This window comes from Blautia sp. An46 (assembly GCF_002161645.1).
GTDB lineage: Bacteria > Bacillota > Clostridia > Lachnospirales > Lachnospiraceae > Blautia > Blautia ornithocaccae.
The window spans coordinates 167,292-188,787 of sequence record NZ_NFIF01000004.1 but is presented as its reverse complement, the minus strand read 5'-3'; the positions used below and the strand labels follow the sequence as shown (position 1 = coordinate 188,787).

At 44.7% G+C, this 21,496-nt stretch carries 18 protein-coding genes; 4 read left to right on the top strand and 14 right to left on the bottom strand.

Annotated elements, in window-relative coordinates:
- Window positions 1–120 precede the first annotated feature (120 nt).
- Complete coding sequence (locus tag B5G00_RS05305) at window positions 121–747, top strand: hypothetical protein (RefSeq protein WP_087269609.1); 627 nt, start codon at window positions 121–123, stop codon at window positions 745–747.
- Here the strand turns inward: B5G00_RS05305 and B5G00_RS05300 are convergent.
- Window positions 744–1,169 (bottom strand): DUF2752 domain-containing protein, encoded by a 426-nt coding sequence (locus B5G00_RS05300; protein WP_087269692.1) that lies wholly within the window; start codon window positions 1,167–1,169, stop codon window positions 744–746. The genes B5G00_RS05305 and B5G00_RS05300 overlap by 4 nt on opposite strands.
- 93 nt (window positions 1,170–1,262) lie before the next feature.
- Here B5G00_RS05300 and B5G00_RS05295 point away from each other — a divergent pair, with 93 nt between their 5' ends.
- Window positions 1,263–2,018 (top strand): DUF975 family protein, encoded by a 756-nt coding sequence (locus B5G00_RS05295; protein WP_162613485.1) that lies wholly within the window; start codon window positions 1,263–1,265, stop codon window positions 2,016–2,018.
- Between the two features lie 70 nt (window positions 2,019–2,088).
- Here the strand turns inward: B5G00_RS05295 and B5G00_RS05290 are convergent, their stop codons facing one another.
- The 13 genes from B5G00_RS05290 to B5G00_RS05230 form a co-directional block, all read right to left on the bottom strand.
- Window positions 2,089–3,294, bottom strand: a complete 1,206-nt coding sequence (locus B5G00_RS05290) for a cofactor-independent phosphoglycerate mutase (RefSeq protein WP_087269604.1) — start codon at window positions 3,292–3,294, stop codon at window positions 2,089–2,091.
- Window positions 3,295–3,307: 13 nt separating this feature from the next.
- Window positions 3,308–4,525 (bottom strand): homoserine dehydrogenase, encoded by a 1,218-nt coding sequence (locus B5G00_RS05285; RefSeq protein WP_087269601.1) that lies wholly within the window; start codon window positions 4,523–4,525, stop codon window positions 3,308–3,310.
- 15 nt (window positions 4,526–4,540) lie between these two features.
- Window positions 4,541–4,984, bottom strand: a complete 444-nt coding sequence (locus tag B5G00_RS05280) for an ACT domain-containing protein (RefSeq protein WP_087269689.1) — start codon at window positions 4,982–4,984, stop codon at window positions 4,541–4,543.
- A 78-nt stretch (window positions 4,985–5,062) separates the two neighbouring features.
- Window positions 5,063–6,181 carry a peptide chain release factor 2 gene (gene prfB / locus B5G00_RS05275; RefSeq protein WP_087269598.1) on the bottom strand — a complete coding sequence of 373 codons (1,119 nt, stop codon included), beginning with the start codon at window positions 6,179–6,181 and terminating at the stop codon, window positions 5,063–5,065.
- Window positions 6,182–6,204: 23 nt separating this feature from the next.
- Window positions 6,205–6,444, bottom strand: a complete 240-nt coding sequence (locus B5G00_RS05270) for a hypothetical protein (RefSeq protein ID WP_087269595.1) — start codon at window positions 6,442–6,444, stop codon at window positions 6,205–6,207.
- A gap of 128 nt (window positions 6,445–6,572) precedes the next feature.
- Complete coding sequence (gene secA, locus B5G00_RS05265; RefSeq protein ID WP_087269592.1) at window positions 6,573–9,146, bottom strand: preprotein translocase subunit SecA; 2,574 nt, start codon at window positions 9,144–9,146, stop codon at window positions 6,573–6,575.
- A gap of 205 nt (window positions 9,147–9,351) precedes the next feature.
- The gene (locus B5G00_RS05260) at window positions 9,352–11,619 is read right to left on the bottom strand and encodes a glycoside hydrolase family 2 protein (RefSeq protein WP_087269589.1); all 2,268 of its coding nucleotides are present in this window, start codon (window positions 11,617–11,619) and stop codon (window positions 9,352–9,354) included.
- A gap of 190 nt (window positions 11,620–11,809) precedes the next feature.
- Entirely contained in the window at window positions 11,810–12,343 is a 534-nt protein-coding gene (gene hpf, locus B5G00_RS05255) for a ribosome hibernation-promoting factor, HPF/YfiA family (RefSeq protein WP_087269586.1), read from the bottom strand.
- Between the two features lie 238 nt (window positions 12,344–12,581).
- A complete protein-coding gene (locus tag B5G00_RS05250; protein WP_087269583.1) occupies window positions 12,582–12,851 on the bottom strand; it encodes a hypothetical protein in 270 nt (89 codons plus the stop codon).
- A 117-nt stretch (window positions 12,852–12,968) separates the two neighbouring features.
- Window positions 12,969–13,733, bottom strand: a complete 765-nt coding sequence (gene dapB / locus B5G00_RS05245; RefSeq protein ID WP_087269580.1) for a 4-hydroxy-tetrahydrodipicolinate reductase — start codon at window positions 13,731–13,733, stop codon at window positions 12,969–12,971.
- Window positions 13,734–13,771: 38 nt separating this feature from the next.
- Window positions 13,772–14,662 carry a 4-hydroxy-tetrahydrodipicolinate synthase gene (gene dapA / locus B5G00_RS05240; protein ID WP_087269577.1) on the bottom strand — a complete coding sequence of 297 codons (891 nt, stop codon included), beginning with the start codon at window positions 14,660–14,662 and terminating at the stop codon, window positions 13,772–13,774.
- Window positions 14,663–14,711: 49 nt separating this feature from the next.
- Entirely contained in the window at window positions 14,712–15,200 is a 489-nt protein-coding gene (locus B5G00_RS05235) for a cob(I)yrinic acid a,c-diamide adenosyltransferase (protein WP_191385887.1), read from the bottom strand.
- Between the two features lie 127 nt (window positions 15,201–15,327).
- Window positions 15,328–15,954 (bottom strand): single-stranded DNA-binding protein, encoded by a 627-nt coding sequence (locus B5G00_RS05230; protein ID WP_087269574.1) that lies wholly within the window; start codon window positions 15,952–15,954, stop codon window positions 15,328–15,330.
- A gap of 223 nt (window positions 15,955–16,177) precedes the next feature.
- Between B5G00_RS05230 and typA the strand changes: the two genes are divergently transcribed.
- Window positions 16,178–18,007, top strand: coding sequence for a translational GTPase TypA (gene typA / locus B5G00_RS05225; RefSeq protein ID WP_087269571.1), 1,830 nt, complete (start codon window positions 16,178–16,180; stop codon window positions 18,005–18,007).
- 435 nt (window positions 18,008–18,442) lie between these two features.
- Window positions 18,443–21,061: a bifunctional acetaldehyde-CoA/alcohol dehydrogenase gene (adhE, locus tag B5G00_RS05220; protein ID WP_087269568.1), complete on the top strand. Its 2,619-nt coding sequence runs from the start codon at window positions 18,443–18,445 to the stop codon at window positions 21,059–21,061.
- The last annotated feature ends 435 nt before the right edge of the window (window positions 21,062–21,496 follow it).

Here is a 21,496-nt window from a genome sequence, read left to right as displayed (position 1 = left end):
TTTGATTCTTTAACCCATAAAACTCTAACACGTATTTTCCTAAAAATCAAGGAGGTCTTGCCCCCTTTACCCATACATGCTAAAATAGGGAAAAACACTACAGAAACGAGGTTCTAACTTATGGACAATCCAACAGAAGGCAACTACTATCAGCCTTATCGTCCGGAGGATCCGGCACCTGCTCCGCCTCCCCGGTATTATGACGGGAGCCAGAACTTTGCTACCCTTTCTCTGGTTATGGGAATCCTGGCTCTTGTCTCTTTGTGCTGTTTTCCCTTTATATCCATTCCTTTTGCCGGACTTGGAATCTTATTTTCCTGTCTGTCCAAAGGGAAGTTTTCCCGTCCCGGCCCTGCCAAGGCGGGCATGGCTATTTCCACAGCCCTGCTGGCCATTCTGCTGACTCTGGGAATCCTGGTCTCTGTTATGGTATTCTCTTCACCTATGGGCAGAAGCTTTTTCCAGGATTACATGGATCTGCTTACTTCTGATACAATAACAGAGCAGGAACTCTATGATTTTATTGAGAAATACACCGGCGGAATTTCTGATTACGGTTCGGATTCCTACTCGCAGCCGGATACGCCTTATTATGACAACGGCGATGATGCCTATGATGATTTTTTTGAAGACTATTACGATTATTTTAACGGCGGTGACAGTTATCCAGGATATTCTTACCCCGATGGAGACTACTTCCCTGAGTACCAGGAACCAGACTCCGGAACAGGGGACAATTATATTTAAAGGATTCCTGTCCCCCAGAAGATTTTTGCAAAGTTTTTTATGATACACTGGAGGATGATCACAACGACCTCCAGGTATAGAAATTTATCTGTATAGGGAAGACCAATTTTCAGCCGCCCTTTTGACAAGATTTCTGCTGTGTGGGAAACCATAAACCATACATAGAGAACGGCTGTAAGGACTACCGCTGGATGGTACAGAAAAGACTGAAGGATATGCCCTGAAAGCAGAAGCCGGAAGGCTCTTGTGCCTCCGCAGCCCGGGCAGTACAGTCCTGTAAGGCTGTGGAACACGCAGGGCGGAAGGGAAAACTTCAATCCCAGAAAATGCTCTGCTCCCAGCCAGAAGGCCAGCAGCCCCAGCAATATCAGGCCGCAGATATAAATGCCCTTTTCCTGCTGTGGGTTTCTGTTCTGCTTCATGTTTTCCCCGCCTTTCCTGTCAGAAATGATAATAGAAAATTATACTACAGATTCCATATCCACGTAAACATTTTTCAGATTGGAGATATCTTTATGAGACGTTCATCATCAGATTTAAAGGCCTTGTCCAGAGAGGCCTTAAACGGACAATGGGGACTTCCCGTTGCCGCCTACCTGCTTATTTTTATCTGTTCCATTATCCTTACTCTGGTAATCACGGCACTTTTGTCACCTTACAGCGTGCTGAGCATCGTCACCTGTCAGATTATGATTTATATTGTAAATCTTTTTGTTTCCCTTCTTCAGGCAGGTAATATGAAGATGCATCTGAATATCAACCGAAAAGAGGCCTTTGAGCTGAAGGATTTGATTCTTCCCTTTACCATGCAGCCGGACAGGTTTTTAACTGTAAACCTGATCCTGCTTCTGGCAGAAGTCCTTCCGTCTCTTCCTCTGACTGTACTCAGCTATCGGACAGAAACCATGGAATCTCTGGTTTTCTCCCTGGCAGCTTCTCTGGTACAGTCTTTGATAGGCCTTATACTTTCTCTCTTCTTTGGCCTGTCCAATTATCTTCTTCTGGACAATCCGGAGATGGGTGCCATAGAGTCCCTGAAGATAAGTTTCCGTCTGATGAGGGGAAACAAAGGCAGATACTTCTATATTACTCTGAGCTTTATTCCTCTGACTATTGCCTGCGTCTTCACCTGTTATATCGGCCTCCTCTGGCTGGAGCCTTATATTGCCAACACTATGGCTCATTTTTATATGGATGTAACCGGAGAAATAGACAATCCCAGACCAAAAGAAGAACCGCCCATGCAGGAACAGCCTTTTAACTACATGTAAATCGAAAAGGAGCTGTAGCGTTAGACATATGTCTAACGCTACAGCTCCTTAAATTAAACCGAAAACCTATTTATTTTTCCAGCAGGTGCCAGATCAGTTCATGTCCTTTTTCCACCATTTTTCCTGTTTTTTGGGCTTCTGCCTCGCTGTAAGAAAGGCCTTCCTTTTTCTCCTGATTTCTGCTGTCATAAAGCACATAGGGTACAGGGTTGGCAGTATGGGTCTTCACAGATATGGGCGTAGGATGATCCGGCAGCACCAGCATCCGGTAGTCTTCTCCTGAGGCATCCATTCCCTCTTTGATTCTTCCCACAACTCTTCCGTCCAGATACTCAATAGCCTTGATCTTCTTCTCTATGCTTCCCTGATGGCCCATCTCGTCAGGAGCCTCCACATGAACATACACAAAATCACAGTCATCCTCCAGCAGGGCTTTCAGAGCTGCATCTGCTTTTCCTTCATAGTTAGTGTCCAGTCCTCCGTTGGCTCCTTCCACAGAAATATTTTTCATTCTGGTTCCCACAGCAATTCCTTTTAAAAGATCTACTGCTGAGATCATAGCTCCTTTTTTATGAAACTTCTCCTCAAAGGAATCCAGAGAAGGTTTTGTTCCTGCTCCCCAGAACCACAGACTGTTGCCGGGGTTCAGTCCTTTTTCCATTCTGGCCAGATTCACAGGATGATCTTTCAAAATCTCATAACTCTTTTTCTGCATTTTAAGAAGCAGAGGTTCTTCTGGAAGATACTCCTGTATCTTCTTTCCCCGTATATCATGAGGTGGAGTAAGGGGCACCGTCATTCCCTGTTTCCAGATCAGGCAGTGGCGATAACTGGTTCCCGGATAAAACTGAAAGATTTCATTCTCCAGCTCTTTTTTCACCGCCTCCAGCAGTATTTCCGCTTCTTCAGTGGTAATCTCATCTGCACTGTGGTCCAGGATCCTCTTTTCCTCATAGTTCTCCTCTTCCTGGGATAAAGTTACAAGGTTTGCCCGTATGGCTACGTCTCCTTCCTTCATATCCACGCCGATATTCAGGGCCTCCAGAGGGGATCTTCCGGAATAATAGAGCTCTGGATCATATCCCAGCACAGACAGGTTTGCCGTATCACTTCCCGGCGCCATTCCTTTTGGCACATTCTTTACCATTCCCATTTCTCCCAGTTGTGCCAGACTGTCCATTACAGGAGTGGCCCCATAGGCCAAAGGTGTTTTCCCTTCCAGCTCTTTTAAGGGCTCATCTGCCATACCGTCTCCTAAAACCACAATATATTTCATTCTTTCTTACCTCTTACGCTCTGATGCGGATCCTGCCCAGGATTTCAGGCAGAGCAGCCGCTTTTTCGTCAAATGTTCTCTCACTCATCAATTCTGTAACAAATCCGAATTCCCCTTCAAGACCTGGAACGCCTATAAATTCAGCTTTTCCAAAAAGCACTTCTATCTTCTCTTTATCTTCCTGAAGATTACCCTTCACTCTTACAAAGAACCTATGCTCCACATCCTTTATGTCAACCTGATCCAGAACCTTGCTGCTCCAGTAGGTTACTACAGTCTTTCCAGGATGTTTGGCGCAGTCTACTACATCTCCCACAACTGCGCTGGCTGTAGGCAGCTTTCCTGCTCCGCTTCCATAGAACATAGCATCTCCCAGTACATTGCCGTGGACAAAAATAGCGTTAAAAACACCGTTTACACTGTAAAGAGGGCTATTCTTTCCCACCAGTTCCGGGCATACCATAGCGTAGAATTTTTCACCTTTCCGCTTGCTGGTAGCCAGCAGTTTTACCTTCATTCCCAGGAGACTTGCATACTTCATATCTTCTGCTGTGATCCTGGTGATTCCCTCGGTATAAATATTCTCATAATTCACATGAGCCCCATAAGCCAGAGAAGAGAGTATGGCAATCTTTCTGCAGGCATCATATCCTTCTACATCTGCTTCCGGATTCCGCTCTGCATAGCCTTTTTCCTGAGCTTCCTTTAATACACCCTCAAAGTCCGCGTACTTATCTCCCATTTCTGTCAGGATATAGTTGGTGGTTCCATTAAGGATTCCGGTGACCTCGTCAATTTCATCTGCCGTAAGAGAAGAGTTGAGGGGACGGATAATGGGAATTCCGCCTCCGCAGCTTGCCTCAAACATATAGTTTACTTTATGGGCCTTGGCAATCTCGATAAGCTCCAGTCCATGTCTGGCCACCAGCTCTTTATTGGAGGTACACACAGATTTTCCGGCTTCCAGAGCTCTCTTTGAAAAAGTATAGGCAGGTTCAACCCCTCCCATAACCTCTACCACGATCTGAACTTCCGGGTCATTGATAATAGTCTCAAAATCATGTACCAGAATATTTTCAATAGGACTTCCCGGGAAGTCCCTGAGATCCAGCACGTATTTAATGGAGATTTCCTCTCCGGCTCTCTTCTTAATACTCTCCTTGTTGGTATCCAATACTTCCACAACACCGGAGCCAACGGTGCCGTATCCTAACACTGCAATTTGAATCATAATCTTCTCCTCTGCCTATTCTCTTCCTAATATTTTCAGATAGTGCACACCCTTAATATGTTCTATATTTTCTACCATTGCTGCAGCGTCCCCTTCTGTGGGAAGGATTGCCACGCTTAAGGTCAGGCCTGCTACGCCGTTCATAGGGATACTCTGATGTATAGTCAGGATATTCCCGTGAAACTGGGCAATAGCCGCAAGCACTGCAGAAAGCAGCCCTGGTTCATCATCCATCTGAAGGATAAAAGTAATATTCTCCCCCTTGGTTTTCTCTTTAAAAGGAAAGATATCATCTTTATATTTATAGAAGGAGCTTCTGCTTATCCCCACTGCTTCCACTGCCTCCTGTACGGTATCCAGCTTTTGGGTATCCAAAAGTTTTTTTGCTTCTACTACTTTCAGAAGGACATCTGGCACCGCCTTTTCCGTTACTACGTAATACTTATTGTGATCTGCCATAGGTTTCCCCTTTGTTCTTTCCAAAAATACATTTGTACGTCCACAAAAGATAGTACCATACTTTATCTTTTTAGGCAACTATTTTTCCTTTTTTCCCAGAGCGGACCATTTCAGATAAGCATTGATAAAATTGTCGATGCTTCCGTTCATTACCGCGTCTACATTTCCAGTTTCCTCGTTGGTCCTGTGGTCTTTAACCATAGTATAAGGCTGCATAACATAAGAACGGATCTGATTTCCCCAGCCGATCTCTGTCAGCTCTCCCTGGATTCCGGAAAGCTTCTTCTCATTTTCCTGCTGCTTCAGCATATACAGCTTGGCTTTCAGCATCTGCATAGCCTTGTCTTTGTTCTGGAATTGAGAACGTTCATTCTGGCACTGTACCACAATTCCCGTAGGGATATGGGTAATACGCACTGCCGATGAAGTTTTATTAATATGCTGGCCGCCGGCGCCGCTGGAACGGTAGGTATCAATTTTCAGATCATCCGGGTTGATCTCCACATCCAGGTCTTCCTCAATATCCGGCATTACATCGCAGGAGACAAAGGATGTCTGTCGCTTTCCTGCTGCATTGAAAGGAGAGATACGTACCAGACGGTGAACCCCCTTCTCAGATTTCAGATAGCCATAGGCATTTTCTCCGTTTACCTGGAAAGTAACAGATTTGATGCCTGCCTCCTCACCATCCAGATAGTCCAGCACTTCTGTGGAAAATCCATGCCGGTCTGCCCACCGCAGATACATTCTATAAAGCATGCTGGCCCAGTCACAGGATTCTGTACCGCCTGCCCCTGCATGAAGGGTCACAATAGCGCTGCATTTGTCATATTCTCCTGAAAGCAGGGTCTTGATCCGGATATTCTCAAACTCTTCCTCAAATTCATTCAGCATTTCTTCAATGTCAGGGATTACAGAAGGGTCATTCTCCTCATATCCCATATCGATCATCAGCTCAATCTCTTCTTTCTGATTCTGGAGCTTGTGATAGATCTCCATATCACTCTTTAAGGCGCTTAATTCCTTCATCATTTTCTGGGAACGTTCTGCATTGTCCCAGAATCCGGGAGCCTCCATTTCTCTTTCCAGCTCCTCTACTCTCTGCTCTTTATTTTCCAGATCCAGGGACTCCCTCACTTCTTCAAGAGGCTGGGCATACCCGTTGACCCTGGTCTTAAAGCCGTCTAATTCAACCACTCTGGTTTCCTCCTTCTTATTTTTTACTGATCAACCTCAACTGTCACCATATAGATACTTACCTGAGGTTCTACCTTGCGTACTGTACCTGTAAGTTTTGTCAGGGGCTTCTTCAGATTACTGGACATTGCCACCGCTGGCTTTATGGTATAGTAATACATGACTCCTGACATGGTAATGGCCTGGTCTTCTTTCAGCTCCACCCGGTCCCCCGGCTTCACCAGTCCTTCCCGCTCCATGGTAAAATCCACCATCTGTCCCATAACCTTTCCTCCTTTTACAGCTTTCCACGCATTTGACTTTAACTGACAAACTGCTGCAGTTACAGTCTCCTATACCTACAGCAGTTTACTTACTTTTCTCTACCTATCTGAGCCTAATTTCCCTGATGTCACCCGATCTTCTTCCTGCCGCAGCACTGTTTGTATTTTTTGCCGCTTCCACAGGGACAGGGGTCGTTGGGATATACTTTTTTCTCTGTTTTCTGCACAGGCTTCTTAGGACCGGAATCATCTTTGTTGGTTCCTGTCACCTGAGCTACCTGCTCTCTTTCTACCTTCTGCTCCAGACGTACATGGTACAGAAGCCGCAGGGTTGTCTCCTGAATGGCAGCGATCATGCTGTCGAACATCTCATATGCCTGAAGTTTATACTCTACCTTGGGATCTCTCTGACCGTAAGCCTGAAGGCCGATACCCTGACGGAGCTGGTCCATATCGTCGATATGATCCATCCATTTCTGGTCAATAACCTTCAGAAGGATCACACGCTCCAGCTCACGCAGCTGTTCTGCCTCGGGAAATTCTGCTTCTTTTTCTTCGTAAAGCTTTACAGCCTCTTCTTTCAGCTTCTGTTTCACCTGGTTTTTCTTCATACCCTTAATATCCTCACGGGTAATGGGCTGTAAAGGAATAATAGGCCGGAGAACAGAATTCATTTCATTCATATCCCATTCTTCCTGGTCCACGTCATCAGAAAATACCATATCTACAGCATGTTCCACTGTATCTGTGATCATCTTGTAGATAGCATCCCGCATATTTTCGCCGTCCAGAACTCTCCGGCGCTCTTTATAAATGATTTCTCTCTGTTCATTATTTACCTGGTCATACTCCAGCAGGTTCTTACGGATGCCATAGTTGTTGCCCTCGATCTTCTTCTGGGCTTTCTCAATGGCGCTGGAAAGCATTTTATGCTCAATCTGCTCATTTTCCGCCACACCAAGGGACTTAAACACATTCATCAGCTTTTCAGAACCGAAGAGGCGCATCAGGTCATCCTCCAGAGACAGATAGAATCTGGATTCACCTGGGTCTCCCTGACGTCCGGAACGGCCTCGCAGCTGATTGTCGATACGTCTGGATTCATGTCTCTCTGTACCGATGATCTTTAAGCCTCCGGCTTCTCTGGACACCTCGTCCAGCTTAATATCCGTACCACGGCCTGCCATATTGGTGGCAATGGTCACATTTCCCGCCTCACCGGCATGGGCTACGATTTCCGCCTCCATCTCATGGAATTTGGCGTTCAGCACCTGATGCTGAATACCTTCTCTTTTCAGCATACGGCTTAAAAGTTCTGAAGTCTCAATGGTAATCGTACCTACCAGAACCGGCTGCTGTTTTTCGTGGGCTTCCTTTACAGCTTCCACTACCGCCCGGAATTTTTCTTTTTTTGTCATGTAAACGGCATCTTCCAGATCTACACGGGCAATAGGCTTATTTGTAGGAATCTCGATAACATCCATTCCATAAATATCCCGGAACTCTTTCTCCTCAGTAAGAGCCGTACCTGTCATACCTGCTTTTTTCTTATACTTGTTAAAGAAGTTCTGGAAAGTAATGGTTGCCAGAGTCTTGCTCTCTCTGCGCACCTTTACATGCTCTTTTGCCTCAATAGCCTGATGAAGTCCGTCAGAATAGCGGCGGCCCGGCATAATACGTCCGGTAAACTCATCTACGATCAGAACCTCGTCGTCCTTTACCACATAGTCCTGATCCCGGAACATCAGGTTATGAGCCCGAAGAGCCAGGATGATATTGTGCTGGATTTCCAGATTCTCCGGATCTGCCAGGTTTTCAATGTGGAAGAAATTTTCCACCTTATGAACGCCCTGCTCTGTCAGGTTTACGATTTTGTCCTTTTCATTAACAATGAAATCACCTGTCTCTGTGATCTCCTCACCCATAATGGCGGTCATCTTAGTAACCTCGCCGCTGGCCTCTCCACGCTCTAACTGTCTTGCCAGAATATCGCAGACTTCATAGAGTTTGGTGGATTTTCCACTCTGTCCGGAAATGATCAGAGGGGTACGGGCCTCGTCGATAAGTACAGAGTCTACCTCATCGATGATGGCATAGTTCAGATCCCTCTGTACCAGCTGTTCTTTATAGATTACCATATTGTCACGAAGGTAATCGAATCCCAGCTCATTATTGGTTACATAAGTGATATCGCAGGCATACTGGGCTCTTCTCTCGTCATTCTTCATAGAGTTCAGCACCACGCCTACAGTAAGTCCCAAAAACTCATGAACCTTTCCCATCCACTCAGCGTCACGGTTTGCCAGGTAATCGTTGACGGTTACAATGTGTACACCCTTTCCTTCCAGTGCGTTTAAGTAAGCAGGAAGAGTAGATACCAGGGTCTTTCCTTCACCGGTCTTCATCTCTGCGATACGTCCCTGATGGAGGATAATACCGCCGATAAGCTGCACCCGGTAGTGTTCCATTCCCAGAACACGCTTTGCAGCCTCCCGGACAGTGGCAAAAGCCTCAGGAAGCAGATCGTCCAAAGTTTCCCCTTCCTGAAGGCGGTTTTTATATTCTCTGGTCTTGCCTCTCAGCTCTTCATCGCTCAATGCCTGCATCTGGGGCCTGAGAGACTCGATCTTATCCACAGTAGATTTGATTCTTTTCAGCTCTCTCTCACTGTGGGTTCCAAACATTTTCTCAATTACATTCATGCATTGCACTCCTATAACTATCCATTTTTTAAACTGTCAAAGATTATTGTAACACTTTCCCTTTATGAACACAAGAACAAAGAGCCTTTCACAGCCATAAAAAACAGGGATATCCCCGCATTTATATAATCCTGCTGAGATATCCCTGGAGGAATGCCCTTTAAAAACTGCCCGTCAGAACAATTTGCAAAGGTATTTTCACTATTTAATCTTTTTTAATCTTATTCAGCTGAGCATTAATGCTTTCCATAAATCCTTCTGGAGCAAGGGAACCAGCCATCTCTCCTACTTTTTCCAGAGTCATAGATTTCATCATATCCCACATACCTTCTCCCGGCTTAACAGTCATGTTCATGGTCAGTTTGAAGGCAGTAGCAGCAATTTTGACAGCTTCTTCATTTTTTGCCAGCTCTTCCATGGTATCTTTGATGCTGTACATTCCCTCCGGGAATTCCATAGGCGCCTTTAAGTCCAGATCTCCCACCGCTTTAAACCAGTTGGCAACACCTTCTGCTCTCTCGTTAACTTCCGGAAGCACATAGATAGAAGGCTCTTTCTCTACTTTTTCAAGAGTCATGGTATCTTTCAGGTCTCCGGCTTCCGCCACGATGGTGTTAAATCCATCTGCCAGAGCTACGTCAAATACGAATACCTTCTCTGCGGTCTGCTCTCCCACTTTTTCTCCATTAAGATACAGAGTAACTGTAGGAAGATTAGAATAAACCCGGATCTGAGTAGTTTCTCCGGCTCTCTGAGCGTAACGTTTGCCGCAGAGATGAACCATAGGCTCTTTGTTCCAGTATGCTTTATAAATATAGTAGCTGTCTTTCTTGGTCTTTCTGTCAATAGTCATCAGACCCTTGTTGTTACGTCCTGCCACGCCGCCTTCGTTTCTTGCAGCACAGCCGAAATCGAACATGTTCCATACATGGCTGGACCAGAGCCATGGACGCTCTTCCAGAACTTTTGCCATATGCTCATGGTACAGTGCCTGATATTCTTCACTGTAGTCCTTGCATGCAGGATTTGGTCCGTGGTAGGTGATAATGCCTTCACAGCCGTATTCAGAAACACCTACACAGATGTCCGGGTGAACCTTATGGAAGTTATCAAACCATGGGCCGTTGTCTTCCATCTTTCCGCCGTACCAGCCAAAGTAGTGATTGTAGCTCTCTACATCGGTGATGCCATGCATTGGGCTTTCTACCGGAGTCATGGTTACATGTGCAATGGTTGTGAGGCGGGTTGGATCCAGCTCTTTTGCCAGAGCGTTCAGTTCTTTATGATTTTCCACCAGCTTCTCGGAAATACCGCCGATCAGGATCTCATTGGAGATGCCCCAGAAGCAGATAGAAGGATGGTTATAATTCTGGATGATCAGCTCTTTTAACTGGCTGATGCAGTTCTGATGAGCCTCCGGATCTTTATTGAACACACTGATGAAAGGAATCTCAGCCCATACTACAAATCCCATTTCGTCGCAGGCGTCATAAAAATCCTGAGAATGCTGATAATGAGCCAGACGGATTGTATTCGCTCCCAGCTCTTTGATCAGCGCTGCGTCTCTGTAATGATCTTCTCTTGTCAGGGCATTTCCTTTGTAAAGCATGTCCTGATGACGGCTTACACCGCGAAGAGGTGTTTCTTTTCCGTTGATGATAAATCCTTTATCTGAATCACAGGAGAAGCTGCGAACACCGACTTTTGCAGAAATCTCGTCGTATGCCTCGTTTCTTCTCTGAAGAGTTGCTTTTACGGTATACAGATATGGGCTGTCGATCTCCCATTTCTGTGCATCAGGTACATAAAGAGTGATTCCTGTACTGTCAGCCGGACGGCAGCCGCTGGCAACTTCCTTGCCTTCAGCATCTGTAATGGAATACAGTACAGTAAAGTTTTCGTCGATATTTTTCACATATGAAGTAATTTCAAAGGCTGCGCCGCCGCAGTCACATGGCTTTGGTGTTACCTGGATACCCGGACCTCCATAATATTCCAGATCAAAATGCGCATCCGGCACACTGATCAGATTCACGCCTCTGTAAAGTCCGCCGTAGAAAGTAAAGTCTGCTGACTGAGGATATACGCTGTCTTTGTATTCATTGCTGCAGGCAATTACCAGGAGGTTTTCTCCTTCTTCTTTGCAGAGAGAAGTGATATCTGCACGGAAAATAGAATATCCCCCTTCATGGTAGGTCACTTCAGTACCGTTTACGTATACAGTAGCCTGCTGGCCTGCTGCCAGAACTTCTACATATACCTTTCCTCCTGCCAGAGGCTGTTTCGGTGTCTCGAAAGTCTTCGCATACCAATATCTTCCTCTGTCGTATGAACCATTTCCGTCCTGTCCGTCAATGGCATTCCAGGAATGGGGCAGCTGTACGGTCTGCCAGTCTGCCGGCAGGCTCTCAGGAAGCCCTGCATCCTGCTGAATAAACTTCCAGTCCTGGTTCAGGTTAATCACATTTCGCATAAATTCTCCTCCTTTTGCACGATGTGTTTTACTAATTGTTATTCTACCTTTCCTTTTACAGAAAAGAAAGAAGTATTTTTAGGGCTTTTTGAACAATTTTTTGCTTATCTTTCACACTCAAAAAGGAGTCCCTCCCAAAGCATTCCACTTTACGGAGAGACTCCTCATGACTTTCATCCAACTGCTGTAATCAGCCGAAATCCGGCTCGATCAGTCCATAAGTATTTCCTTTTCTTTTGTAAACCACATTTACTTCTTCTGTTTCTGCATTTAAAAATACGAAGAAGTTGTGGCCCAGCAATTCCATCTGTACGCATGCATCCTCAGGATACATTGGTTTGAACCCGAATTTTTTCGTGCGGATGATCTTGATCTCGTTAGTATCATCTTCGTAATCCTGCTCCACAAATTCAGGCTGAAAACCTGTACCGCTCTGCTTTTTATCGATAATCTTATTTTTGTACTTTCTCAGCTGTCTTTCAATAATCTCCTCCACCAAGTCAATGGAGACATACATGTCGCTGCTGACCTGCTCGGAACGGATGATATTTCCTTTCACAGGAATAGTCACCTCAATCTTCTGCCGCTCTTTCTCCACACTTAGTGTGACAATAACCTCTGTGTCAGACGTGAAGTATCTTTCCAGCTTTCCAAGTTTATCCTCTACTGCTTTTCTCAGGCCCTCTGTAACATCAATATTCTTTCCGCTAATTACAAACTTCATTATGTCCAACCCCTTTACGTGTATTTTACAAGAGTTTTTCTTGTAATGTAACATTATTATACCAATATCATATTTCCAGTTCAACTGTTTTTAGAAAATTTTAAGGGATTTCTATGTATAGTAACACAGCTCTAAAATTGTGTGGAGAATACAGACAAATTTTAGCGTTTTCTCTGATTTCAAAAATTGTAACAGTTCAGCCCGTGCCATTCACAAAGCTGAACTGTTACCAAAAATTCTATCTGTTCTCTGTGGCGTTCTCAGCGTTATCTTTTATGGAATCTCCTGCCCTTTCCACACCGTCTTCGATATCGTCTCCCAGGTTTTCAGCCCCGTCTTTCAGAGCCTCTCCTGCGTCCCCGGCCACACCGTCATCTTTCATTGAATCCTCTGCAACGGTCCCTTCCTTGTTATCTGCATTATTATCATTTCCGCAGGCAGTGCCTCCTGTGAGGATTACCGCAGCCAGCAGACACAGGACAAATTTCTTTATATCTTTGGCTTTCATACTGATTTCTCCTTTTCTATTTGGTCTGCTGTTAATATGTGCATCTATCTGTCTTTTTATACAAAAAGAGAGCCAATGCCTTTAGCAAAATATGCTAAAAGACACGGCTCTGTTTTTTTATTTTTCTTCATCAATTACATGGCTCATATTATACATTCCCGCCGGTCTGCCCTTCAAAAACTTGGCCGCTTCTACGGCGCCTTTTGCAAACACTGTCTTTGAATAAGCAGTATGTTTAAATTCAATAACTTCATCAGGACCTGCAAAGATTACCTCGTGGTCACCCACAATGGTTCCTCCCCGCACAGCAGAGATACCAATCTCTTTTTCGTCTCTTTTTTCTCTCTTCTGGCTTCTGTCATAGACATAATGATACTGGTTGTCCATAGCCTCATTAAGACTGTCTGCCAGGGCAAGAGCTGTTCCACTTGGAGCATCCACTTTCAGATTATGATGACGTTCTACAATCTCCATATCAAATCCTGCCGTAGCAAGGACCTTTGCCGCTTCCTGTATTAATTTCAGCAGCGTATTGATTCCCAGAGACATATTGGCAGAGCGGAGCACTGCCGTCTCTTTTGCTGCCTCTTGAGTCTTCTGGAGCTGCTCCTGAGACAGACCTGTAGTACAAAGTACCAGAGGCAGCTTTCTGCTTCTGCAGTATTCCAAAACTCCATCTGTAGCCTTTGCTGATGAAAAATCAATCATAACATCTGCCGGCACATCACATTTTTCAATATCTGTGAATACTGGACATGCATATAATCCTTTATCTTCCAGATCAATTCCGGCTGCCAGCTCCGTTTCCGGATCCTGGGCAACCAGTCCGGCGATTACCTGGCCCATATGTCCATTGCAGCCGTTCATAATAATTCTGACCATTTTTTTCCTCTTTTCTTCCGTATCTCATCTGCTTATACTTAAGCAAGTTTCAGTCCAAAATCAATCATAGCCTGCTTTAATGCTTCTTTATGGCCTTCTTCCATTTCTGTAAGCGGCATACGAAGAGGTCCTACCTCTTTTCCCATGAGATTCATGGCTGCCTTTACAGGTATAGGATTTACCTCAGAAAACAGCGCCCGGACCAGAGGCAGTGCTTTCAACTGCATTTCACAGCTCTTCTGAACATTTCCTTCCAGATAATTCATAACAAGGTCATGGGTATATCTGGGAGCAATATTTGACAGAACAGAAATAACTCCTGCTCCTCCCAGAGCCATGATCGGTGTGATCTGGTCGTCATTTCCAGAATAGATATCCAGTTTTCCCTTTGTCATAGCAGCAATATCCGCAATCTGAGAAATATTTCCGGAGGCTTCTTTTACTGCCACAATATTCTCTACATTTTCTGCCAGGTAAAGCAAAGTCTTAGGTTCAATATTAATGCCGGTACGTCCCGCAATATTATACAGGATGATCGGAAGCTTTACAGACTCTGCTATGGCTGTATAATGAGCAATAAGCCCTTTCTGTGTAGCTTTGTTATAATATGGGCTGACAAGCAGAAGGCCGTCTGCCCCCATCTTTTCTGCTTCCTGAGACATCATAATGGCTGTTTCTGTACAATTGGAGCCTGTACCTGCCACCACGGGAATTCTTTTATTTACTTTATCAATGGTATACTTGATCGTCTCCATATGTTCCTCATGGGAAAGTGTGGATGATTCTCCTGTTGTCCCGCAGATAATGACTGCATCGGTTCCCTCTGCTATCTGCTCTTCCAGGATTTCTCCGAGTTTTTCGAAATTTACATCCCCATTTTCCTTCATCGGTGTTACAATTGCTACACCTGCGCCTTTAAAAATAGACATACCTCTTCCTCCTTCTGCTGTTCTCTTATGTTTTCAACTGTGTTCAAAGCTATTTGACAATTTCCAGGGAGACCACTCTGTCTGCTGCCTCCTTCAAAGCTTCTGTGACCATAGTACCGGTCAAAATCAGCTCTGTCTCATCATCTTTTGCTTCGATCAGCCCTTTCACCTCTTCTTCCGAAACAATTCCCAGTTCCAAGGCGCAGAGGATTTCATCCAATATCAGCATTTCGCATTCTTCAGTAATCAGCACTTTTCTGGCAAAATTTAATCCGTTGCGGATATTCGCGTTCTCCTCCTGCTTTTCTTCTTCTGTCAGATCTTCATAATACTTATCCTTTTTCTCGAATCTGAACAGACGGATATCCGGCTCCAGCACAGAGAGATAATCCAGCTGAGTGGTTGCTTTTCCTTTTAAAAACTGGATCACTATAGCCCTCTTTCCATGCCCGACAGCTCTGACTGCCTGCCCTATTGCCACACTTGTTTTTCCTTTTCCCGGGCCGCAGTAAATCTGTGTCAATCCTCTTTGTTCCATAATAATACACCTCTTACAGACTGCCTTTTTCGGTTTCAATTAAATTAAGAGTTGTGTATATATTACTACACCTGTAAAAATATTGCAATAAAACAACAGCAAAAACTGCCTGCAGCCAGGTATGCAGTCAGTCTGCATACTCCAGTTTGCTCACAGATACTTCGTAGGCAGTCCTCTTCTCTGTCTCATTTTCTCCCAGCTTCTTAATATATTCCCTGCTTTGGATCCTTCCCCACAGCAGCACATGGCCTCCTACTTCAAAGGCTGATGCATAGCGGGCGTTTCTCCCCCAGCATATACAGGGTATGTAATCTGATTTTCCATAGGGACGGTTTACTGCCAGGAGCAGATCCGCAATTTCTCTTCCCAGAGGCGTTTTTCGATAAACAGGAGGTTTACAGATATAGCCATCCAGGAATATCTGATTCGTCTTTATAGAATCATCTGCTTCCTCTACAAAAGAAAGTTCCCTTACAAATACTGAGAGCACCAGCCGGTTTTTCTTTTCCTCGTGCCGGTTGTAGGAACGAAACTGTCCCTGTACCATAATATACTCTCCTTCATAATCCTGGGTTACATCCACCAGGCGCTCAGAGACCATAAGCGGAATCCTGTCCTCTGAATCACTGAGCCTTTTTACCAGAATATCCACCAGGTAGAACCCCTCGCCGAATACTTGATGACTAAAGGTAAAACTGGATGCGATTTTGCCCATAATGGACACCTGATTGTTTTCAATTATTTTATCTGCCATGATTTATTTCCCCTTCCTCTTTCTGGTATCTTGTCTATATCATGTTTATTCAGGGAAACAGATTTTTAGAACAACTATTTTTATTTTTTCACATTCCTTCTATTTCTTTACACTGTATTTTCCGGCGATTCCTCTATTGATACTTATATTTAAGTATGATAGAATAATTTCCGGATTTTAAGGGAAAAACCCTATTTAATAAGAAAAGAGGTTATTGTCATATATGAAAACAACAAGAGAAGATATTCGCAACGTAGCGATCATCGCCCATGTTGACCACGGAAAAACTACTCTGGTAGACCAGCTTCTCCGGCAAAGCGGCGTTTTCCGGGAAAACCAGGAGGTTCAGGAAAGAGTCATGGACTCCAATGATCTGGAACGTGAAAGAGGAATCACTATCCTTTCCAAGAACACAGCCGTACACTATAAAGGAACCAAAATAAACATTATCGATACCCCAGGCCATGCAGACTTCGGCGGCGAAGTCGAGCGAGTGCTCAAAATGGTAGACGGCGTTATCCTTCTGGTAGATGCCTTCGAAGGCGCCATGCCTCAGACAAAGTTTGTTCTGAAAAAAGCTCTGGATCTGGATCTTCATGTAATTGTATGTATCAATAAAATTGACCGGCCAGAAGCCCGGCCCAGCGAAGTCATTGACGAGGTTCTGGAACTTCTTATGGATCTTGATGCATCTGACGAGCAGCTTGACTGTCCTTTCCTGTACGCTTCAGCAAAGACCGGCCACGCTGTCCTTGACCTGGCTGATACACCAGAAAGCATGGAGCCCCTTTTTGAAACCATATTGAAGTATATCCCTGCTCCAACAGGAGATCCGGAAGCTCCCACACAGGTTCTGATCAGTACCATTGACTACAACGAGTATGTGGGCCGTATCGGCGTCGGAAAAGTGGAAAACGGGACTATCAGCGTTAATCAGGAGGTCATGCTCTGCAACCACCACGACCCGGACAAGATGAAAAAAGTAAAGATCAGCAAACTTTATGAATTTGATGGACTTAATAAAGTAGAGGTTAAAGAGGCAGGTATCGGCTCTATTGTAGCCATTTCCGGTATTGCAGATATCCACATCGGAGACACCCTTTGTTCTCCGGAAAATCCAGATCCAATTCCTTTCCAGAAGATTTCTGAGCCTACTATTTCTATGAATTTTCTGGTAAATGACAGTCCCTTTGCCGGGCAGGAAGGAAAATTCGTCACCTCCCGTCATCTGAGAGAGCGTCTTATGCGGGAGCTGAATACAGATGTAAGTCTCCGGGTAGAGGATACAGACAGCACTGACTGTTTCAAGGTCTCCGGAAGAGGCGAGCTCCATCTCTCTGTTCTTATCGAGAACATGAGACGTGAGGGCTATGAATTTGCAGTAAGCAAAGCAGAAGTCATTTATAAGGAAGACGAACGTGGAAGAAAGCTGGAGCCAATGGAAATTGCTTATGTAGATGTTCCTGAAGAATTTTCAGGGACCGTGATCCAGAAACTCAGTGAGAGAAAAGGAGAACTCCAGGGCATGAGTCCTGCCAGTGACGGAACCACTCGTCTGGAATTTCACATTCCTTCCCGTGGTCTTATCGGTTTCCGTGGGGATTTCCTCACTTCCACCAAAGGCACCGGAATCCTGAACACTGCATTTGACGGCTATGCCCCCTATAAAGGCGATATGCAGTATCGCAAACAGGGCTCACTCATTGCTTTTGAAACAGGGGAAGCAGTAACCTACGGCCTTTTCTCTGCCCAGGACAGAGGTACTCTCTTTATTGGCCCAGGCGAAAAAGTATACAGCGGTATGGTCATCGGGCAGAGTGGAAAAACCGAGGATATTGAACTGAATGTATGTAAGACCAAGCATCTTACCAATACCCGTTCTTCCTCCGCAGACGAAGCCTTGAAGCTGACCCCGCCAAGAATTCTCAGTCTGGAACAGGCTCTGGAATTTATCGATACAGATGAGCTGCTGGAAGTTACTCCTGAGTCTCTGCGAATCCGTAAAAAAATCCTGGACTCCCGCCTGCGGAAAAGACAGAATATGAAAAAATAATTATCTTACCTAGTAATAGAAATAGTTCGCTGTAAAGAGCAAAGATGAACAGCCCTTTCGTTTCTGCTCTTTATGGCGTTCTTTTTTATTCATTATTTTACATATGACCATATTGATATTTTTTTATCAAATTTACCCCCCTATCTTAGACACTAAAAACAATAAATTGTATTTAGTTTTCTTATATTCTTTATTTTCAGATAATTATATATTTAACAATCTTTTTTCTTTATTTTTCCCGAAAAATATAGTAAAATAAATGTACATAAATCACCAGAAAAATGAAAAATTTTTTCCTGTAACATATTGACATTTTTTTAACAAAGCATTATAATAGTCTCAACACTTGTTAAATATTTATCAATATCAACAGAGAATCTTATCTCTCTGTTATATAAAACTATTTCATTTTACATTTTTTAAGGAGGATTTCCCATGGCTAAAAAAACAGAAAGCAATGTACCGGAAACCGTCAACAGCGTAGAAGCCCTTCAGGCAAAGATCGCTTCTATGCGTGAGGCCCAGAAAAAGTTTGCTTCCTATTCTCAGGAGCAGGTAGACAAAATCTTTTTCGAAGCCGCTATGGCAGCAAACAAACAGCGTATCCCCCTGGCCAGAATGGCCTGCGAAGAAACTGGCATGGGTGTTCTGGAAGATAAGGTTATCAAAAACCACTATGCAGCAGAGTATACATACAATGCCTATAAGAGAGTAAAAACCTGCGGTGTTGTGGAAGAAGACAAATCTTACGGTATCAAAAAGATTGCGGAGCCCGTGGGAATCGTAGGTGCAGTTATCCCTACTACCAATCCTACTTCTACCGCTATTTTCAAATGTCTGATCTGCTTAAAGACAAGAAACGCCATTATCATCAGCCCTCATCCCCGTGCAAAGAAATGTACCATTGAGGCTGCAAAGGTTGTTCTGGAAGCTGCTGTAAAGGCAGGGGCTCCGGAAGGAATCATCGGCTGGGTGGAAGAACCTACTCTGGAACTTTCCAATGAGCTGATGCGTTCTGCAGATGTGATCCTGGCTACCGGCGGTCCCGGAATGGTAAAGGCTGCTTATTCTTCCGGAAAACCGGCTATCGGTGTAGGTCCCGGGAATGTTCCGGTTATCATGGACAGCACCTGTGATATTCAGACTGCTGTATACTCTGTGATTCATTCCAAAACCTTTGACAACGGCATGATCTGTGCTTCTGAGCAGTCCGTAACTGCCATTGCAGATATATACGATAAGGTGAAAGCTGAATTTGTCAAGAGAGGCTGCCATGTTTTAAATAGTGAAGAACTGGACAAAGTCCGCAAGATCATCCTTACTGAAGCCGGCACCGTAAATGCCAGGATCGTTGGACAGCCAGCTTCCGTGATCGCTGAACTTGCCGGAATTTCTGTTCCGAAAGATACCAAGATTCTTATCGGCGAGGTGACTTCTGTGGATATCTCTGATCCATTTGCTCATGAGAAACTTTCTCCGGTTCTGGCTCTCTACAAAGCGAAAGACTTTGATACTGCTCTTGACATGGCAGACCAGCTGGTAAAGGACGGCGGATACGGACACACAGCTTCTATCTATGTACATCCTTCACAGACAGAGAAACTGGACAAATTTGCAGACCGTATGAAGACCTGCCGTATCCTGGTAAATACACCTTCTTCCCACGGCGGCATTGGTGATCTTTACAACTTCAAGCTGGCTCCGTCACTGACTCTGGGCTGCGGTTCCTACGGCGGAAACTCTGTATCTGAAAACGTAGGAGTAAAGCATCTGCTCAACACTAAGACCGTTGCTGAAAGGAGAGAAAACATGCTGTGGTTCAGAACACCTGAGAAGGTTTATTTCAAAAAGGGCTGTCTGCCTGTAGCTTTAGACGAGCTGAGAACTGTTTACGGCAAGAAAAAAGCATTCATTGTTACCGATACATTCTTATATCAGAGCGGTTATACAAAACCAATCACTGACAAGCTGGACGAAATGGGAATCCAGTATGACTGCTTCTTTGATGTAGCTCCGGACCCCACTCTTCAGTGCGCACAGAAAGGTCTGGAACAGTTAAAAGACTTCGGACCAGATACTATCATTGCTCTGGGCGGCGGTTCCGCAATGGACGCAGCCAAGATCATGTGGCTGATGTATGAACATCCGGAATGCAAGTTTGAAGATCTGGCTATGGATTTCATGGATATCCGCAAGAGAGTCTATGTATTCCCGAAAATGGGCATAAAAGCCATGATGGTTGCCATTCCTACATCTTCCGGTACAGGTTCTGAGGTAACACCTTTTGCCATTATCACCGATGCAACCACCGGAACAAAATGGCCTATCGCAGACTATGAATTAATGCCTAACATGGCTATCGTTGATACAGACTTTATGATGACCCAGCCAAAGGGACTGACCAGCGCTTCCGGTATTGATGCTCTGACCCATGCGTTAGAGGCCTACGCTTCTATTATGGCTACAGACTTCACAGACGGTATGGCATTAAAGGCTGCCAAATTAATCTTTGACTACCTGCCATCTGCATACGAAAAAGGCGCAGCGGATCCTATCGCCAGAGAGAAAATGGCAAATGCTTCTACCCTTGCCGGTATGGCGTTCTCCAACGCTTTCCTGGGAATCTGCCACTCCATGGCTCACAAACTGGGAGCTTATCATCACCTGCCACACGGTATCGCAAATGCCCTGCTGATCGAGCATGTAATGCGCTACAACGCAGATCCGGCTCCTACAAAGATGGGAACCTTCTCCCAGTATCCATATCCACACGCTAAGGAAAGATACTGTGAAATGGCACGTTTCGTAGGCATCCAGGGTAAAGATGACGATGAAGTATTTGAAAACTTCATCAAAGCCATTGCTGATCTGAAAGCAAAAGTAGGCATCAAGAGAACCATCAAAGAATACGGAATCACTGAGGAAGATTTCATGGCAACATTAGATGAGATGGTTGAGAACGCCTTCAACGACCAGTGTACCGGCGCCAACCCAAGATATCCGCTGATGAGCGAAATGAAAGAAATGTACTTAAAAGCTTATCATGAAGGTTGATATTTCCTCTCTTCCCTATAAATGCCTGGGGCTGTGAGCAAATGCCTATGGCCCCGGCATATAAAAAACCTTAGCCAGGCTCTTTTTCCATACAGCTCGGCTAAGGTTTTTTCAACCTGCGGATAATTAGTCGGGCAAGAAAAATAAGCACCGTTCCTGCCACTGAAGACCCTCCGGCAAGCAGGCAGAACATCTCCAGATTTTTCCGGGAATATTCACTCTTTTCTTCATAGTGTTCACCCTCTTATCAACCAAGTCAAACATGACCCTTAGGCTCGCTGCCTGCAGAAATGAAGCTATATTTTTATTATATAAGATCTATATAAAATTTAAGGCAGGAAATTGTAAATCCTGTGTAAATCTTACCGGTAAAGCAGCTCATTCCCTCTTCTTTCCAGACCTCTTTGCATATTGACTTTTCCCATGGAAGGCGCT